The organism is Heliomarina baculiformis (assembly GCF_019966545.1).
Classification (GTDB): Bacteria; Pseudomonadota; Alphaproteobacteria; order Rhodobacterales; family Rhodobacteraceae; genus Heliomarina; species Heliomarina baculiformis.
On the sequence record NZ_JAIMIC010000003.1, the window covers coordinates 183566 to 198548 of the forward strand.

Consider the following 14983-nt stretch of genomic DNA (forward strand, 5'->3'; position numbering starts at 1 on the left):
GATATGGACAGGATTGGAGTGACGATCGGGCTGGCGGGTCTGACGCTGGTCTGCGGCCTCGGGGCAGGGGCGTGGCTTGGCGATCTGGCGCGGGACAGGGAGGCTGCGCAGGCCTTGCGCGCGGCTGCCCTGGAAAGTGATATCGTGCAGGTGCCCGCGGGCGAGGTGGCCTATCGGCCGCTTGGCAACTTCAGCCGCGACGGCAAGGCCGTGACGCCCGGTGTGCAGAGGCTTCCTGTCGGCGCGTTCGACATGATGAAATACCAGGTCTCGCGCCGGGACTACATGGCCTGCGTCGCGGAAGGCGCCTGCGCAGACGTGGAGACTGGCACTGGCGGGCTGGCCCAGACAAACGTCAACTGGTTCGACGCGACGGCCTACGCCGCGTGGCTATCCGAACAGACCGGCCAGACATGGCGTCTTCCGACCGTGCAGGAATGGCACCGGGCTGCGGCCGAGCGTCAGGGTGATCCGGCCCCGGACGAAGGCGACCTCGACCCCGGAGAACGCATGCTTTCGCAATACCAGCGCGGCGTATTCCTGCGCGGCGATTCCAGTCCGGCCCTGAGACCACGCGGCGGGTTTGGCGAAAACAGCCTCGGTCTGGCGGACATGGGCGGAAACGTCTGGGAATGGACGGATGGATGCATGGAGAACGGCGAGGTCGGAGAAGATGGCGAGATCACTGCCCGCGATCCCTATTGCGGTGTGCGCATTGCCGGCGGTCGTCATCAGGCGGCCATCATCGACTTCGTCCGGGACGCAAGCGTCGGTGGGTGTGCCGTTGGGCTTCCACCGGATCACCTGGGATTCCGGCTGGTGCGGGAACGATAAAGCGGCATTGCTCGAACATGTGCTTGAACTCTGGGCGATGTGCTGAAAATTTGCGCGCAATGTAAATGCGGGTCTTGTTTGCAAATTTTCAGATCTTTCGGACCTGCGGTAGGACACGTTCATACCAGTGAAGCTTTGCGTGCCGGTCTCGGTGCGGTCGTCGGTCTGGGGCTGACAGGGCTGTTGCTACTGTCGCCGTCTATCGATTTGGAGTGGGGCCGTTACCTCGTCGCACCTTTCGGAGCGACGTCGGTCCTTCTCTTTGCTGTTCCGAACTCGCCTCTTGCTCAGCCCTGGTCAGCCGTCATCGGCAATACCGTCGCAGCACTGGTTGCTGTTACAGTGTGTCTGCTTGTCTCGGATCCCCTTATACGGGTGGTTGCGAGCGTCGGTTTGGCAATCAGTGTTACCATGATGTGCCGCGCCTGACCTGCCCCCCGCGAAATCCCTCACCGTGATGTAGAGTCTGCGCCAACTCTGAAGGAGCAGACGCATGCGAAAGAGCCGTTTCACCGAGGCGCAGATAATCGGGATGATCAAGGAGCAGGAGGCGGGAATGCCGACTGCCGAGGTGTGCCGCAGGCACGGCCTGAGCAGCGCGACGTTCTACAAGCTGAAAGCCAAGTATGGCGGCCTGGAAGTATCCGAGGCGGCCAGGCTAAAGGCCCTTGAGGACGAGAATGCCAAGCTGAAGCGCCTGCTGGCGGACACCATGCTGGACAACGTCCTGTTGAAAGACCTGCTGGGAAAGAACTGACGACATTGATCAAGCGGCGAGACGCGGCGCTCCGGGTGATGCGGGATCATGACATCTCGCAGCGCCGGGCCTGCAGGCTGATCGGTGTCGATCCCAAGACAGTCCGGCGTGAACGCCCGCCGGACAGTGTTGAGATCCGCAAGGAGATGCAGGAGATCGCCGGCAAGCGGCGTCGGTTCGGCTACCGCCGGATCGGCATCCTGCTGGAACGAAAAGGCATGCGCATGAACCACAAAAAGCTGTATCGCATCTATCGCGAGGAAGGGCTTTCGGTGAAACGACGGCGCGGCCGGAAACGGGCGCGTGGCACCAGAACACCGATGCCGTCGGCCGCGGGCGCCAACGCGCGCTGGTCGTTGGACTTTGTATCCGACAGCTTCGGTGCTTCGCGGAAGTTCCGGATCCTCGCCGTGATCGACGATTGCACGCGCGAATGCCTGTGCCTCGTGGCGGACACCAGCCTGTCCGGCGCACGGGTTGCCCGTGAGCTCAGCGCCCTGATCCGGATCTACGGCAAGCCCGGTTGCATTGTCAGTGACAATGGGACCGAATTCACCAGTCGGGCCATCCTGAAATGGGCAGACGAGAACACCGCCCCCTGGCACTACATCGATCCGGGTAAGCCCCAACAGAATGCCTTCGTCGAAAGCTTCAACGGCAGCCTGCGCGACGAGCTGTTCAACGAGGAGATCTTCGACAGCCTGGGCGATGCGCGGCGGAAGCTGGCCCTCTGGCGCTACGACTACAACACGTTCAGACCGCACTCCTCGCTGGGCAACCAGACCCCGCAACAAGCGCGCCGAGCGCTTGAGCAATTTGAGGGCTCCGCGCTCGGCGCGCTTGCGCCAGACGGGGAAGCCGAATACCAAAATCCAACCTGCAGACTCTCGTTATGAATGAGGGACCGGCAGGGGCAGGTCACGCCTTGCATCCACCGGCCGGTGCCGTGGCGATGACCGCGGCGCTCTCTCCGGAGGCTATCCAGAGCCTCGGCTTTTGGTTCGCGATTATGCCGATCGGCTTGGGCACAGCGGCTCTGGTTGCTGTCGCGATGTGCTTTGCACGTCTGACCGGCCGACGTTATCCCTTCCGGCAATTTGAAGATCCGGGTCCGCAAGGCACGGAAGACGCCTCTCCGATTGAACGCCTCGGCCTTACAGAGAGTGAACTGAGTTCTATTCTCGAACGATACAGACAGTCATTTAACCTGGGGGTCGAGGATCTGGCCCGTTTGATCGGTGCTGCCGAGATCCAGGCGGCTACTCACGAGACCGGACCACTTACCGCAGCCCAGATTATGTCCTCCGACCTTGTTACGGTGGTAGTGTCCCACCGGTTGGTGTAGGAGGCCGCGCGCGGAGCCCCCGGCGTAGTGCAGCGCGCGGCCGGGCTGGCGGCCACCGCACTTCTTCGTAGTCTGAGGTTGTTCAACGACCGACGACAACGAAGGAAAGCACGATGACCGAGACCATGATCGACCTTCCGGGCGTGATCGCCAAGAGCGATGACGCGGATTTTCTGCGTGAACTCATTCAGGATGCCGCGCAGCGGCTGATGGACATCGAGGTGTCCGCGGTGTGCGGTGCCGGACCTCGTGCCACGACCAATACGCCGATCAGTGCTCTGCTCCCAATGATGACTGATGGTGATGTCGTTTGACAGGTTATCGAACACGGCGCGATCACGGGCATCGTAACGCGAACGGACCTGATCGCTGCGCTGGCCAGAAGCGTCGTAAGGAAGACGTAGAAAAGCGCGGTTGCTGTTCGATCACACCGGGGTTCGGGCATGGCTTTGGTAGTTGTCTGTCCCCCAAGAGTCCCAATTCGGCGCTTCGTGTTCCCCCTGTCGTCGTGGATTTTTGTGGTGTTCGAACAGTATTCCTTTCACCGGCGTGAATATCGAACTTGTCTACATGACACGCCGTTCCTCGATCGGTGGCAAGAACCAGACAGCAAGCCCCGCCAAAGGCAGAAAGGCGCAGAGTCGATAGACCGCCTCGACTCCGTACCTGTCCGCCGTTACGCCAAGGAGTGCCGCCGCGATCCCACCAAGACCGAAGTTTAGACCGTAGAACAAACCGCCGATCAGACCGATGCGGTTCGGCAGCAGGTCCATGGCGTAGATCAGGATTGAGGCAAAAGCGCTGGCCATAATCAGGTTGATCGCCACCGTCAGCACGCCGGTCCAGAATAGGTCGGCGAAGGGCAGGATCAGGGTCAACGGAAGGGGCCCCAGCACAGAGATCCAGATAATCTGCCGCCGCCCGATCGCATCACCGACGATTCCGCCGATCAGCACGCCAACCGCCGCTGCGATTAGGAATAGAAACAGCATCATCTGCGACGCGGGGATCGAAAGACCGAACTTCTCGATCAGGTAGAAGGTGTAGAAAGACCGGAAGCTCTCGCCATAAGTGTTCTTGGTGAACATGAGGAAGGTGAGCACGCTCAATCCCAAAGTGATCGTTGCTGCGCTATGCTCGGGTGAGGGAGTATCGGCTCGGCGGCGGGCGGAGCGTTCCGTGAACTCTGAGCGGATTCGATGCTGCTGGCTCCCGATCCAGGTCAACAACGCCATCGCGAGAAGCGCGAGCACTGCGAACCAGGCCAGGCTCGGCTGGCCCCAAGGCACGATGATCAGCGCGGCAAGGACAGGACCGAGAGCGCCACCCGCCTGTCCGCCCACTTGGAATATCCCCTGTGCAAGTCCCTGTCGGTCGCCTGCCGCGTAGCGTGCCATGCGCGTTGCCTCAGGATGAAAAATCGAGGATCCGATGCCAATCAGCGCCACCGCGACGAGAATTCCACCATAACTTGCGGCGAAGGCCAGGCACCACAATCCGGACAAGGTGAAGGCCATGCCAACCACGGGTGAATACGGCGCTGGATAGCGGTCCGTCACCATACCCATCACTGGTTGCAGCAGCGATCCGGCGATCTGAAATGTTAATGTGATGAGTCCGATCTGCACGAAGTCGAGCCCGTATGCCTCCTTCAGGATCGGATAGGCTGCGGGAATGAGCGACTGCATCAGGTCGTTCAAAAGATGTGTCGCGCCGAGTGCGGTAAGCACGACGACGTAGGTCCGGGCATGCGTGGTGGCGGTCAATTCAGTCACTTCTGGCGCGTTTCGACGGATTATGCCTCCAATTGCCGAAGCTACAAGTATGATGAGGAAGAGTTAGAATCCGCTAAGAGGCGCGGAATGGATGTCGTCGGCGCTTTATGCGCGTGGGGCAGTTCGCTGCTGCCATCCGCAGCGAGCCGCCGACAGTTCTGCCAAAAGCGATGGATAAAGGCAGTTGGCCCTGTTCGCCATTGGTTTGTGCAATCTCCAAGTTGTTGGAGACCAGTCGAGAAATTCAGCGCTTCCGGCACTCGTAGAGCATCCGTTCATGAGGCCTGACTATATTTGACGCCGTCCGGGACGTGAGCGTCGAACCAGCTTGCGATGATGCGCGTGAGTGGTCTGCCCGCACGGGAAATGTCGAGATAGTTTTCCGAAAGCTCCACGTAGTCGCGAAACCGGGTAGCCACCTGAGCAATCAATGGATCGACGATGTTTGGTGTGTCGCCGAACACCTGACGAAGTGCAGGTCGGTTGAGGCGGAAATCGCACATCAGCATCTCGATGACGCGAGCCCTGAGCAGATCTTCCTCTGTCATTACGTGACCGCGCGACCCTGCCAATGTCCCGCTCTCAATGCGCTGGATATAAGCGGCGGTGGCCGGCGCGTTCTGGACGTAGCCCGAGGGCAGACGCGAGATTGAGGAGGCCCCGAGGCCGATCAGCGTCGGGCAGGTGTCGTCAGTATAGCCCTGGAAGTTGCGCCGCAGGTGGCCGGTGCGGGCTGCCTGCGCGAGGCTATCGCCGGGCCGGGCGAAGTGGTCGATCCCGATCGCGTCGAAGCCCGCATCCCCGAACCGCTGCGCCGCCAGTCTTGCGAGTTCATATCGCTCGACCTCCTTCGGGAGGGCGTCACCGTCGATCAGTTGCTGGCGTTTCGACACCCACGGGACATGGGCATATCCGAAAATGGCCAGCCGATCCGGCGCCAGCTCGAGCACCTTGGAGACCGTGTCGTCCAGCCGGGTGAGGTCCTGATGCGGCAGGCCGTAGACGAGGTCCGCGTTCAGCGAATGGATGCCTGCGGCACGCAGGTTGTCGACACAGGCCTTCGTGACGTCGAAGGGCTGAATGCGGCCGATGGCTTGCTGCACCTTCGGGTCGAAATCCTGGATGCCGATGCTGGCGCGGTTCATGCCCTCTTGGGCCAGCGCTGCGATCTTGTCGGGATCGACCATAGTGGGATCGATCTCGACCGAGAACTCGTGGTCCTCGGTTGGGGGGATGACGGCGCGAACGGCCTGTGCCAGCCGGTGGATGAGAGGCGGCGCGAGGATCGTCGGCGTGCCGCCGCCCCAGTGCATCCGGCCCATCCGCAGCCCGGCGGGCAGGGTATCTTTCAGCAGCGCCAACTCCTGCTCCAGCGTGCCGATGTAGCTTTCAACGGGGGAAAGGGTCTTTGTGCCCTGCGTGCGGCAGGCGCAGAACCAGCACAGCCGCTCGCAGAAGGGTATGTGGAGGTAGACCGAGACGGGTTCGTCCGGGTTCAGCGCGGCGAGCGCTTTGACCTGGTGAGCGGCGCCGACCTCGGGCGAGAAGACCGGGGCGGTGGGATAGGAGGTGTAGCGGGGCACACGGGCGTCGAAGAGGCCGAGGGATCTGAGGCGGTCGATCTGTTTCATATGCCCCGTATGTGCCTTTCCCGGGTCGTGAACGTTGCGCAAGATCAAGCTCAGAAGGGAAAGGGCGATGCGCCGATCAAGGATCCGTGCAGGTGAAGGGCGGCGACCCAGATCAGTAGGCCGATGGTGGCCCGGATTGTCAGCGGACGCGCGTTTTCTCGGACCCATGCTCGGTCGGTCACGGGGTATAGCGAGAAGGTGCCGGTGGCCTTGAAGAATGCCGTGGCTTCGGGGCCGAGTGAACGGCGGGCTTTCGCGTCAAATGCGGGGATGGCGGCGAGGGCCATGAAGGTGAAGCTGCCGAAGAGGATCACATGGGCGAGGTCACCATTCGGCACGAGATGCGTCCCGGCCCAAAGTGCCAGTGCAAGGAAAAGCGGGTGTCGGGAGACGGCTGCGAAACCCGGATCGTTGGGATCGACGATGGCGTCGCGCTTGCCCCCAAGCGTGTAAGGGTTCCGCAGGCCGAAGCCGCAGACAACCAGCATGGTGGCGACGGGCATCGCGATATTGGGGCCCCATCTGGTCCAAGGAGCCTGTGGCCAGAGTTCGACATAGGGCGCCCGGCTCGCCGCGATGATGACCCAGACCAGCAGGGCGAGGGACAAGAGCCCGTAGGCAGAGAAATACACCCGCCGCCCGACGGCGCCGATCAGCCTGTCGCGCAGCCCGCCGATGCGCGGCAGGACGTGGCTGGCGACGAAGATCACCAGCGCGAGTGTGTATTCCGTCCATCCGGTCATCGGCTTTCGGCTTTCTCCATCAGTCGCACGATGTGACAGGCGAAGGCGTAGGTCGCGGGCAGGCCGATGACGAGTCCTCCGGCGGCAGATTGCCAAGGCGTCAGAACGGGCCAGCCCATCCAGGATCCGATCAGCGAGGCGAAGAAGAGGTTCACTCCCATGGCCCCGGCGCCGAAGGGGTAGAGCGCCGCGAAGAGTTTCGGTGGTGGTCTCATCGGCGGCTCACCAGCATCTGCACGGCGACGAGCGACAGGATCAGCGCGACCGAGCCGACGAAGAACCAGAATTCAGCGGCTTCCGTCTGCGGCTGCGGGATCGGTCTGTCGAACGCCTCGGCCAGGGCGGTCGTGGGCAAGGTCAAGGCAAGATACGGGGTGATGGTGAGGATGCGCTTCATTTCAGCTCTCCATGGTCAGGGTTTGATAGATCTCGGGCAACGCCCGGGGCAGGCGTTCGGGATGCGGCAGCAGGGTGAAGCCGGCGCGGCCGAAGATGCGGGCGAACCAGTCCTGCCCGTCCTGATCGACGATGACGCCATGCACCGCCTGGCCAAGCGCGCGGGCCTCGCGGACGGCCATGCGGCTGTCCTCGATCCCGTGCTGGCTCTCGTAGTGGTCGAGGTCGTTGGGCTTGCCGTCGGTCAGGACAAGCAGCAGGCGGCGGCTGGCTCCTTCATCGGCCAGTTGCGCCGAGACATGGCGGATCGCCGCTCCGAGGCGTGTGTAGTGGCCCGGGGTCAAACCTCCGATCCGGGCGGTGACCTCGTGGGACATGGGTTCCTCGAAGGTCTTGGCGCGATGCAGGAAGACACGGTCGCGTCGTAGCGAGGAAAAGCCCCAGATGCCAAGCCGGTCGCCGGCGGTGTCGATCCCTTCGGCCAGCGAGGACAGCGACTCGCGCGCAACCTCGATCACCGAGGTGTCGCCGATCGCGGCCTCGGTCGAGCGGGAGCAGTCCATCAGGATCGCCACCGACAGATCACGCGCCACGGGGCGGCCCGCCTGCCAGACCCGGTCCGACCCTTCCTGCCCGCAGGCGATGTCCGTGCGGGAGGTGACCAGGGCGTCGAGGTCCAGATCCTCCCCGTCGATCTGACGAGGCAGGACAACGCGGCGCGGATGCAGCGGCGCGAACTGGCGTTTGACCCGGGCGACGAGGCGGGGGTCGGGGGCGTATTCGGCGCGCGGTTTCGCGGCGGCTTCCAGCACGCGGGTATGGCCGGGCATGTAGTCGCCGGTGCGGCGGTTCCATTCCGGGTAGGTGAACTTGCCCGCCAGCATCTCGTGATCGGCGTCCTGCGGCGACAGGTCCAGCGACAGGCGCAGCCGGGTCGCGGCGCGCTTCATGTTCTCCGAGAATGTCAGGTGGTCCTGATCCTCGGCCGCCTTGGCGGCGTTGTCCTGATCGTCGTCATCGACCATGCGGTTGATGTTCAGGCTTTCGGCCCAGGACATGATCGTCTCGAACCGGTGGATGATGAAACCGTCGTTGCGGTTGGCCTGGTCGCGGTCTTCGCGTCTCGCCTCCTTCCGGCTGGGCACGGCGAAGGCGGGTGCCTGGTCGGGCTCTTCCGCCGTATCCGACGCGCCCTTGCCGGTGGTGCGCGGCAGGAACCGCAGCCAGATCGGCACCGGGGCATAGCTGCGGTAGCCGCGCGGGGCGGGGGCGTCGATCACGGCGATCCCGCCGCGCTGGCAGCCGATCTGGTCCAGTATCATCCGTTCGACGGATGCCTCGTGTCGGGGCAGGGCGCTGCGTTTGCGCAGGGCGCAGGCTTCCCGACACAGGGCGTGATAGGCGTCCTGCAGGCCGGGGCAGGCGCGGAACGCCCGGTCCATCGCAGCCCCGTTCGCCGCGATCTGGGCGAGGTCGTTCCGGTAAGGGTCATCGAGCCCCGGGGGCACCGTGGCAAAGGCCGCGATGGAGGCGAGCCAGAGATAGGCGGCGCGGTTGAGGTCCCGCGTCGAGAAGCAGTCCATCTCCGGCGGCAGCCGCAGCCGCTCACCGTCGAAATCTGCCAGATGCACCATCTCTCGCGGAGTGCCGACCCGGCGGAAGAGGCCGGGCCGGTGGTCGGAGGAGGCGAGAGGCGCTGCCACGATCTCGACCCCCGCCGGGCCGCCGAGCGCCCGGAAGAGGGCTGCAAGGCTGGGGCGCATGGCATCGAAGGTGACGGCGCGGTCCGCATCCGATGCGGCCTTGCGCGTGGCAATGTCGTGCCAGAGGTTGCCGACGGTCTCCTCCGGCTCCATGAGGTCGAGAACGTGGATCATGGCATCACCCGAACACGGCGCTGGCGATATCGCGCAGGGCCTGTTGCACATCCGGCTCATCGCTGAGCGGTTCGATGATCGCCGCCTGAAGCGCCCGGTCGACGGGCATCCCCTTCGCGATCATCGTGGCGGCGTAGATCAGCAGGCGGGTGGAGACCCCTTCCTCCAGGTCCATCCCCGAGAGGTTGCGGATGCCGCCCGCCAGCCGGACCAGCGCCTTCGTCCGACCCTCGTCCAGCCCGCTTTCGCGCATGACCACGGGCACCTCGACCTCCGGTGTCGGGAAGTCGAACCCGACCGAGACGAAGCGCTGCCGCGTCGAGGGCTTCAGCTTCTTCAGGATGTTCTGGTAGCCGGGGTTGTAGCTGGCCACGAGCATGAAGCTCTCAGGCGCCACCAGTTCCTCGCCCGTCTTGTCGATGACCAGTCGGCGGCGGTCGTCGGTCAGCGGGTGCAGGACGACGGTGACATCCTTGCGGGCCTCGACCACCTCGTCGAGGTAGCAGATGCCGCCCTCGCGCACGGCGCGGGTGAGCGGCCCGTCGACCCATACGGTTTCGCCCCCCTTTAGCAGGTAGCGCCCGATCAGGTCGGCGGCCGAGAGGTCGTCATGGCAGGCCACGGTGTGCAGCGGCAGGTCCAGACGGGCGGCCATGTGTTCGACGAAGCGCGTCTTGCCGCAGCCGGTCGGTCCCTTCAGAAGAAGGGGCAGAGCGTTGGTATGGGCCGTTTCGAAGACCGCGCATTCGTCGGCGACGGGCTGGTAGAACGGCAGATCGGCTGTGTTGAGGTCTTTCATCGGATCACTCTCCCGGAACGGCCGCGTCCTTGACGACGGGGCCGGGTTTGACCACCTCGCGGCGCACCACGAGCATGGAGTAGATGAAGAGGAGCGCACCGAGGACCACGGCGATGCCGGAGCCGAAGCGCATCAGGTAGAAGAGGCCGAGCTGGTCCTGCACGTCCATGTAGTAGTCGCCCACGATACGCTGCATGTGCGTCTGGATCGTGCCCGCAAAGGTCAGCGTGAAGGTCATGAAGGCCATGCCCCCCGTCATCAGCCAGAAGCTCGCCATGTTGAGCACCTGGTTATAGGGCGCGCGGTTGCGCAGCAGCGGCATCGCATAGCTGAACATCGCCAGGTTGAGGGCGACATAGGCGCCGTAGAAGGCGAGGTGCCCGTGTGCCGCGGTGATCTGCGTGCCGTGGGTATAGTAGTTCACCCCGTGCAGCGTGTGCAGGAAGCCCCAGACGCCGGCCCCGAAAAAGGCCACGGTGGAGGACCCGAGCGACCACAGCAGCGCAGCCTTGTTCGGGTGATTCTTGCGGCCCTTCCAGACCATCACGAAGGCGAAGGACATCATGGCGAAGAAGGGGACGACCTCGAAGGTCGAGAAGACCGATCCGATCCACTGCCAGTAGCCCGGCGCGCCGATCCAGTAGAAGTGGTGCCCGGTGCCGAGGATGCCCGAGAAGAGCGCCGTGGCGACGATGATGTAGAGCCATTTCTCGATCACCTCGCGGTCGACGCCCGTCAGCTTGAGCATCAGGAAGCCGAGGATCGCGGCCATGACGAGTTCCCAGGTCGCCTCGACCCAGAGGTGCACGACGAACCACCAGTACATCTTGTCGAGCGACAGGTTGTCCGGGTTGATGAAGGCGAAGACCCAGAGCAGGCAGAGCAGCCAGAGCCCCGTCATCAGGATGTTGGTGATCGCCGTCTTGCGCCCGGCCAGGAAGGTCAGCGAGACGTTGAAGAGGAAGATCACGGCAGCCACGAGGATGCCGAACTTGACCCAGAGCGGCTGTTCGAGGAACTCCCGCCCGCCGTGGATGCCGACAAGGTAGGAGCCGACGGCGCCGAGCGTGCCGACCACGAGGATCGCCAGCTGGATGTAGGCGAGCTTGACCGAGAAGATCTCGCGCTCGCTTTCCTCGGGGACGAGGTAATAGGCCGCGCCGAAGAAGCCGAGCAGCAGCCAGACGATCAGCGCGTTGGTGTGGATCATCCGGACGATGTTGAAGGGCAGCACCTCGGACAGGGTATTGGGCGAGACGTAGATCCAGCCCAGCAGCAGCCCGCCCAGCACCTGGATGCCGAACAAGCCCATCGCCGCGAGGAAGTAGGCGTAGGCCACTTTTTGCGATTGGTATTTCATGGTCTTTCTCCTTGAAAAGGCTCAGCCCGCGTCGTTCGGCGGCCAGTTCTGGGTGTCGGTCTGATCGGCCCAACGGAGAAATTCGGCGAGCGCGCGCATCTCCTCCTCGGTGATCTCGAAATGCGGCATCTGGCGGCGGCCCTCGATGCCCGAGGGCTGCGCCTTCATCCATCCGTCGAGGATTTCATAGGCGAGCTCGGGATCACCCTGCGCGCCCCACCTGGTCATCACGTTGCCGACCTCGGGCGCGAAGTAGGCGCCCTCGCCGTGGAGCGTGTGGCAGTTGATGCAGGAGTGGCGTTCCCAGACGTGCTTGCCCAGCCGGACCTCTTCGGTGAGGGGCATTCCGGCCGTGGCCTTGTCCACGATGTGACGGTGGCTCTGCGCCGTCAGGGCCACGAACACTACGACGAAGAAGATGGATCCCCCGTAGAACACGTTCCTGGCCCGCGATTTGGTGAGTAGTTCTGACATGTCGCGGTCCCGACAAATTGTTGCGGATACCGGATGTCTATTGACTGCGATATCGCCACTTGTTGCGAAATCGCAAAGAACGGGACGAAAGGTGAGCGCAGCATGCGGGTATGAAAGGACCCGCTATGAGCAAGCCTGACTTCGATGACCCCAATCTGCCCTTGTCAGAGTTGTTTGCGGCCTGGCCTGAGGTTGCATCGGTGTTTTTTGATCGCAGGATGTTGTGTCCTGGCTGCCCGATTGCGCCCTTTCACGCGATTACAGATGCGTGTCTCGAATATGACCTGGACGAAGACGCTTTTCGGGCAGAGTTATCCGCGCGCATCGATGACCAGGCTGATGGCAACGGGAAACTGGGCTCAAACAAGCGACCAAGGTAGCGACTCTCTAAGATCATCCCGCCCTGCGACGTTCGGGGCGGCGTCTTCAAGCGATGGTTATCCTTCGATGCCGCTCAAAAAAACAAGGCGGTGTGGAGCTGTGACCACGATGTGTTTGCGCGTCGACTGCACAATACCGTCCTTCTGCCAAGCGGAAAGCAAACGGCTGACCGTGTGCAGGGTAGTGCCGGTCATCTCTGATATGTCATGCCGAGTGACGGGAAAGGCGATTTCGATTCCTCCCTCTGTCTTCCGCCCTGTTTGGTTCACAAGTCGCAAAAGAGCGCACGCCACGCGTTTCTCTACGGCCTGCGTAGCCATTTCGGTCAGCGTATCCTGAATCTGGCCCAAACGCTGACCGAGAGTCTTATAACTCTCGGTCGCGAAGCCTGGGTAATTCGTGGTGAAGTCTGACCAAAGGCTGACGGGCCACGAGAGGGCAATCGACTCGGCAGCAGCGATGGATGTCGCGGGGTAGGTGTCGCGCTGCAAAGCCGGGGCTATCCCGAACAACTGACCGGGCGAGATATGCAGAACGATGATCTGGTCACCACCGGGGGTTGTCCGAACCACGCGCAGATAGCCGTCGAGCAGCATATAGAACCGGTCCGCGTCGTGTCCTTCACGAAAGATCGCAGTGCCTTCCTCGTAGCGACGTGACACCGCGTGGTCGAGGACCTCGCGAATCTGGGACCTCTCAAGAAGGGAGAAGGGTGGCAGGTCGCTCAGAAGGCTTTCGTCGAGTTTGGGCAATATTTGGGTCCGGAGTTTGTTTCAGAGCAACGTTCGGTTGCTCACCTTAACGCATAACGCGGCCAGAGAATGCAACTGGACAAGATACGAAAGGATGTTCCGATGCTTACGAAACTGATGATGACCGCTGCGCTTGCCCTTGCCGCCGGTGCCGCCAGTGCCGAGACCTTCGAGGTCCACATGCTGAATAAAGGCGAGGCAGGTGCCATGGTCTTTGAGCCTGCCTTCGTTAAGGCGCAGCCCGGCGACGTGGTGAAGTTCATTCCGACCGATAAGGGCCACAACGTCGAGGATATCGACGGTATGCTTCCCGACGGGGTCGAGGGATTCAAGACCAAGTTCAACGAGGAATTCGACCTAACCGTCGAGGCCGAAGGCATCTACGGCATCAAGTGCACACCGCACTATGCCATGGGGATGGTTGCGCTGATCCAAGTGGGCGACGCGGTCAATCTCGAAGCGGCCGAGGCCGTTAAACAGAAGGGCAAGGCGAAAGGCCGCATGGCTGATCTAATCGCTCAGGTCGAATGACGCAGCGTCCCGCGTCTGATGACCGATCCGGGCGGTGCCAGTGGTGCCGCCCGATTGCTTTGAAAGGGTAAGATCAATGAAAACGCGCGAAATCTATGAAGGCCCGGCACTCTTCAGCTATGGCTTTCGTCCTTTCTTTCTTTTTGCGGGTCTCTTTGCTGTCGCGGTGATCCCGATGTGGTGGCTGATCTGGCGCGGAGATGTCAGTATAAGCGGCCACCTCGCACCGACTGACTGGCACATCCACGAAATGATCTTCGGATATGGTGCCGCCGTGGTTGCCGGGTTTCTGTTCACGGCCGTGCCCAACTGGACCGGGCGGATGCCGACACGCGGCTGGCCATTGGCGGTGCTATTGGCACTGTGGCTGGCGGGACGGGCCGGTGTCGCGGGGCTGTTGCCGGTCGGTCCGGTCGGGGCCGCCATCATCGACCAGATGTTCCTGCTGGCTGTCGCCGCGATGATCGCACGGGAAATCGTGGCTGGTCGCAACTGGAAGAATCTCAAGGTGCTCGTCCCGGTCTCCCTGCTTTGGGGCGCGAATATCCTGTTTCACATCGAGGCGTTGACCCAGGGTGTGTCGGATATCGGCCGACGGCTTGGGATCGCCCTGTTGATTTTCCTGATCATGCTGATCGGGGGGCGCATCGTGCCAAGCTTCACGCGGAACTGGCTTGCCCAACGCAAGTCGGAGCGGATGCCGGTTGCGTTCAATCGTTACGACGGTGTCTGCATCCTTTTCGGTGCCGGCTCGCTGGTCAGCTGGGTCATTGGGCCATTTCATGTTGCGAGCGTTCTTGTTGGCAGCGTCGCAGCTCTGCTGCACCTTATCCGGCTGCTGCGTTGGCGGGGGCTCCATACTTGGCGGTCGCCGCTCCTGCTGATGCTGCACCTTGCCTACCTGATGGTGCCGCTGGGCTTTGCTTCCATCGGGGCTGGAGCGGCGGGCCTCGTGGGGCCGGCCGTCAGCGCTCACGTGCTGGGTATTGGGGCAGTCGCCGGTATGACACTGGCGGTCATGATGCGGGCCACGATGGGCCATACCGGTCGTCCGCTCGTTGCCGATCCTTCGCTTACGGCGGCCTTTGCCCTGATCTGTGGCGCCACGGTGGCGCGTGTGGGTGGGCAATGTGTGGTGGTTGGTAGTTTCGACGGCGTAGATCTTTCCGCCGCCCTCTGGACGCTGGCGTTTAGTGTCTACCTTTGGCGAGTCGCGCCTTGGCTACTTGGTCCCAAGGTCGCGCGGAAGGCAGCGTCAAAGGTCTGACAAGTGTAACTGCCGCTCGTAATCTCCCCAGAACCGCCGTTTGAAAATTCCCCAGGCGCGA

General features: G+C 62.8%; 18 protein-coding genes. 8 read left to right on the forward strand and 10 right to left on the reverse strand.

Annotated features, from left to right (window positions below):
- Positions 1-3: 3 nt before the first annotated feature.
- The 5 genes from MF268_RS07945 (at position 4) to MF268_RS07965 (ending at position 3250) form a co-directional block, all read left to right on the forward strand.
- Positions 4-834, forward strand: a complete 831-nt coding sequence (locus MF268_RS07945; protein ID WP_238370365.1) for an SUMF1/EgtB/PvdO family nonheme iron enzyme — start codon at positions 4-6, stop codon at positions 832-834.
- A 39-nt stretch (positions 835-873) separates the two neighbouring features.
- Positions 874-1263, forward strand: a complete 390-nt coding sequence (locus tag MF268_RS25355; protein WP_238370366.1) for an HPP family protein — start codon at positions 874-876, stop codon at positions 1261-1263.
- A gap of 64 nt (positions 1264-1327) precedes the next feature.
- A protein-coding gene (locus tag MF268_RS07955) for an IS3 family transposase (protein WP_238370367.1) occupies positions 1328-2487 on the forward strand; the annotation gives its coding sequence in 2 pieces (ribosomal slippage) (positions 1328-1577 and positions 1577-2487; 1161 coding nt in all).
- Entirely contained in the window at positions 2484-2936 is a 453-nt protein-coding gene (locus MF268_RS07960; RefSeq protein ID WP_420485422.1) for an HPP family protein, read from the forward strand. Before MF268_RS07955 ends, MF268_RS07960 begins: the two co-directional genes overlap by 4 nt.
- Before the next feature lie 113 nt (positions 2937-3049).
- Positions 3050-3250 (forward strand): hypothetical protein, encoded by a 201-nt coding sequence (locus tag MF268_RS07965; RefSeq protein WP_238370368.1) that lies wholly within the window; start codon positions 3050-3052, stop codon positions 3248-3250.
- 252 nt (positions 3251-3502) lie between these two features.
- Here MF268_RS07965 and MF268_RS07970 read toward each other — a convergent pair whose 3' ends face one another.
- From MF268_RS07970 to MF268_RS08010, 9 genes are all read right to left on the reverse strand, one after another.
- Positions 3503-4711: an MFS transporter gene (locus MF268_RS07970; RefSeq protein ID WP_238370369.1), complete on the reverse strand. Its 1209-nt coding sequence runs from the start codon at positions 4709-4711 to the stop codon at positions 3503-3505.
- 275 nt (positions 4712-4986) lie between these two features.
- A complete protein-coding gene (gene hemN, locus MF268_RS07975; RefSeq protein WP_238370370.1) occupies positions 4987-6342 on the reverse strand; it encodes an oxygen-independent coproporphyrinogen III oxidase in 1356 nt (451 codons plus the stop codon).
- Between the two features lie 50 nt (positions 6343-6392).
- Positions 6393-7085 carry an NnrU family protein gene (locus MF268_RS07980; protein ID WP_238370371.1) on the reverse strand — a complete coding sequence of 231 codons (693 nt, stop codon included), beginning with the start codon at positions 7083-7085 and terminating at the stop codon, positions 6393-6395.
- Positions 7082-7300 carry an NnrT protein gene (locus MF268_RS07985; protein ID WP_238370372.1) on the reverse strand — a complete coding sequence of 73 codons (219 nt, stop codon included), beginning with the start codon at positions 7298-7300 and terminating at the stop codon, positions 7082-7084. Before MF268_RS07985 ends, MF268_RS07980 begins: the two co-directional genes overlap by 4 nt.
- On the reverse strand, positions 7297-7482 hold the full coding sequence (locus MF268_RS07990; protein WP_028288202.1) for a hypothetical protein: 186 nt from the start codon (positions 7480-7482) through the stop codon (positions 7297-7299). Before MF268_RS07990 ends, MF268_RS07985 begins: the two co-directional genes overlap by 4 nt.
- Before the next feature lies 1 nt (position 7483).
- Positions 7484-9358, reverse strand: coding sequence for a nitric oxide reductase activation protein NorD (locus tag MF268_RS07995; RefSeq protein WP_238370697.1), 1875 nt, complete (start codon positions 9356-9358; stop codon positions 7484-7486).
- Positions 9359-9362: 4 nt separating this feature from the next.
- On the reverse strand, positions 9363-10157 hold the full coding sequence (locus tag MF268_RS08000; protein WP_238370373.1) for a CbbQ/NirQ/NorQ/GpvN family protein: 795 nt from the start codon (positions 10155-10157) through the stop codon (positions 9363-9365).
- Positions 10158-10161: 4 nt separating this feature from the next.
- A complete protein-coding gene (locus MF268_RS08005) occupies positions 10162-11517 on the reverse strand; it encodes a cbb3-type cytochrome c oxidase subunit I (protein WP_238370374.1) in 1356 nt (451 codons plus the stop codon).
- A gap of 21 nt (positions 11518-11538) precedes the next feature.
- Positions 11539-11991: a c-type cytochrome gene (locus MF268_RS08010; RefSeq protein WP_238370375.1), complete on the reverse strand. Its 453-nt coding sequence runs from the start codon at positions 11989-11991 to the stop codon at positions 11539-11541.
- A 125-nt stretch (positions 11992-12116) separates the two neighbouring features.
- Here MF268_RS08010 and MF268_RS08015 point away from each other — a divergent pair, with 125 nt between their 5' ends.
- Positions 12117-12371, forward strand: a complete 255-nt coding sequence (locus MF268_RS08015; RefSeq protein ID WP_238370376.1) for a DUF1858 domain-containing protein — start codon at positions 12117-12119, stop codon at positions 12369-12371.
- A gap of 57 nt (positions 12372-12428) precedes the next feature.
- Here the strand turns inward: MF268_RS08015 and MF268_RS08020 are convergent, their stop codons facing one another.
- Entirely contained in the window at positions 12429-13124 is a 696-nt protein-coding gene (locus MF268_RS08020; protein ID WP_238370377.1) for a Crp/Fnr family transcriptional regulator, read from the reverse strand.
- Positions 13125-13226: 102 nt separating this feature from the next.
- On the opposite strand from MF268_RS08020, the gene MF268_RS08025 reads away from it, so the two are divergent.
- Positions 13227-13655 carry a pseudoazurin gene (locus MF268_RS08025; protein WP_138862288.1) on the forward strand — a complete coding sequence of 143 codons (429 nt, stop codon included), beginning with the start codon at positions 13227-13229 and terminating at the stop codon, positions 13653-13655.
- A gap of 76 nt (positions 13656-13731) precedes the next feature.
- Positions 13732-14922 carry an NnrS family protein gene (locus tag MF268_RS08030; protein WP_238370378.1) on the forward strand — a complete coding sequence of 397 codons (1191 nt, stop codon included), beginning with the start codon at positions 13732-13734 and terminating at the stop codon, positions 14920-14922.
- Positions 14923-14983: the final 61 nt, after the last annotated feature.

Coding starts and splice junctions, on each gene's coding strand:
- MF268_RS07995 (WP_238370697.1), bottom strand. CDS start 9,358: ATGATCCACGTTCTCGACCTCATGGAGCCGGAGGAGACCGTCGGCAAC.
- hemN (WP_238370370.1), bottom strand. CDS start 6,342: ATGAAACAGATCGACCGCCTCAGATCCCTCGGCCTCTTCGACGCCCGT.
- MF268_RS08005 (WP_238370374.1), bottom strand. CDS start 11,517: ATGAAATACCAATCGCAAAAAGTGGCCTACGCCTACTTCCTCGCGGCG.
- MF268_RS07985 (WP_238370372.1), bottom strand. CDS start 7,300: ATGAGACCACCACCGAAACTCTTCGCGGCGCTCTACCCCTTCGGCGCC.
- MF268_RS07945 (WP_238370365.1), top strand. CDS start 4: ATGGACAGGATTGGAGTGACGATCGGGCTGGCGGGTCTGACGCTGGTC.
- MF268_RS08010 (WP_238370375.1), bottom strand. CDS start 11,991: ATGTCAGAACTACTCACCAAATCGCGGGCCAGGAACGTGTTCTACGGG.
- MF268_RS08025 (WP_138862288.1), top strand. CDS start 13,227: ATGCTTACGAAACTGATGATGACCGCTGCGCTTGCCCTTGCCGCCGGT.
- MF268_RS07960 (WP_420485422.1), top strand. CDS start 2,484: ATGAATGAGGGACCGGCAGGGGCAGGTCACGCCTTGCATCCACCGGCC.
- MF268_RS08000 (WP_238370373.1), bottom strand. CDS start 10,157: ATGAAAGACCTCAACACAGCCGATCTGCCGTTCTACCAGCCCGTCGCC.
- MF268_RS07990 (WP_028288202.1), bottom strand. CDS start 7,482: ATGAAGCGCATCCTCACCATCACCCCGTATCTTGCCTTGACCTTGCCC.
- MF268_RS08030 (WP_238370378.1), top strand. CDS start 13,732: ATGAAAACGCGCGAAATCTATGAAGGCCCGGCACTCTTCAGCTATGGC.
- MF268_RS07980 (WP_238370371.1), bottom strand. CDS start 7,085: ATGACCGGATGGACGGAATACACACTCGCGCTGGTGATCTTCGTCGCC.
- MF268_RS07965 (WP_238370368.1), top strand. CDS start 3,050: ATGACCGAGACCATGATCGACCTTCCGGGCGTGATCGCCAAGAGCGAT.
- MF268_RS08015 (WP_238370376.1), top strand. CDS start 12,117: ATGAGCAAGCCTGACTTCGATGACCCCAATCTGCCCTTGTCAGAGTTG.